The organism is Aliihoeflea aestuarii (assembly GCF_024105665.1).
In the GTDB taxonomy this organism is placed as follows: domain Bacteria; phylum Pseudomonadota; class Alphaproteobacteria; order Rhizobiales; family Rhizobiaceae; genus Aliihoeflea; species Aliihoeflea aestuarii.
In genome coordinates this window covers 1-1,490 of record NZ_JAAAMK010000022.1, presented here as the reverse complement: position 1 = coordinate 1,490, position 1,490 = coordinate 1, and the positions used below count along the sequence as shown (strand labels likewise).

Annotated in this window: 1 protein-coding gene; it reads right to left on the bottom strand. The window is 60.7% G+C overall.

The annotated features are described in order from the left end of the window. Nucleotides 1-249 precede the first annotated feature (249 nt). Nucleotides 250-1,239 (bottom strand): glutathione S-transferase family protein, encoded by a 990-nt coding sequence (locus GTW25_RS20380; RefSeq protein WP_252914120.1) that lies wholly within the window; start codon nt 1,237-1,239, stop codon nt 250-252. Nucleotides 1,240-1,490 lie beyond the last annotated feature (251 nt).

Here is a 1,490-nt window from a genome sequence, read left to right as displayed (position 1 = left end):
CGGGAAGGGACCCGGCCAAGCCTCGGTCTCGCCAGCAGGCGGATCAGGATTCCGACGGTATCCTTCCCGCATTCACTCTACACCACCCCGAACACACAGGATTCCGGTGACGAGCACAGGAATGACGGTGGAAAGGTTTGAAGCCAGTCTCCAACGCCGAAGATTTGCAAAGCTATTTTTGCCGTCGTCATTTCTGTGCTCGTCACAGGAATCCATGCCTCTCGGTCTCCGCTCGGCGCGGCTTAGTCTTCACGCCGCCTTCTTCAACCGCTCCCGTCCATGCGGCCTGTCGAAGTCCAGCGCCGGGCCGACCGGCACGATGCGGGTCGGGTTTACCGTCTCGTGGCTGCCGTAATAGTGCTTCTTGATGTGGTCCATGTTGACCGTCCCGGCCACGCCCGGCACCTGATAGAGTTCGCGCAGGAAGCCGGAGAGATTCGGATAGTCCTCGATCCGGCGCAGATTGCACTTGAAGTGCGAATAATAGACCGCATCGAAGCGCACCAGCGTGGTGAACAGCCGCCAGTCGGCTTCGGTGATCACGTCGCCTGCCAGATAGCGCTGGCGTGACAGACGCGCTTCCATCCTGTCGAGCGCCGCGAACAATTCGCCGAAGGCGTCCTCATACGCGTCCTGTTTCGTCGCGAAGCCGGCCTTGTAGACGCCGTTGTTGATCGGCTCGTAGACCTCATCGTTGACCGCATCGATCTCGCCGCGCAGGGCTTCCGGGTAGAAGTCGAGCGAAGCGTCGCCCCATTCGTCGAAGGCCGAATTCAGCATGCGGACGATCTCCGCGCTCTCGTTCGAAACGATCGTCTCCTCGCGCTTGTCCCACAGGACCGGCACGGTCACGCGGCCCGAATAGGTCGGGTCGGCCTTGGTGTAGATTTGGTGGAGGTAGTCGAGGCCGTAAAGGTCGTCGCCGGTCGCGGCTTCGTCCTTTTCGAAGGTCCAGCCGTTCTCGCCCATGAAATGGTGGACGACCGAAACGGAGATGACGTCCTCGAGCTTCTTCAGCTTGCGCAGGATCAGCGTGCGGTGCGCCCACGGACAGGCGAGCGAGACGTAGAGATGATAACGGCCGGGCTCGGCCTTGAAGCCACGCTCGCGTCCCTCGGCGGGCTTGCCGTCCACGCTCACCCAGTCGCGCCATTGCGACTGCGAGCGCTCGAAGCGCCCACCCGACTTCGATGTGTCGTACCCTTTGTCGTGCCACTTGCCGTCAACCAGAAGTCCCATCGAAAAATCTCCTTTGCTGGATCGAGACATAGGGCGAGAGGTGTAGGCGGCCAATCAAAAGCCGCTGAACGGTCCGTCAAGCGCGCACAGAGTTTTGAAGCGTGGTGGGTGTTTACGGCGTTGCGGCCTGGCAACTGTGTTTTCAGGCGTATTGTTTTTGTTGGCGTTGCATTGCGTTGAGGACGGTGAGGAGTTTCCTTGCGACGGCGATGATGGCGAGTTTCTTGGAGCCGGATCTCGCGGCGATTGCG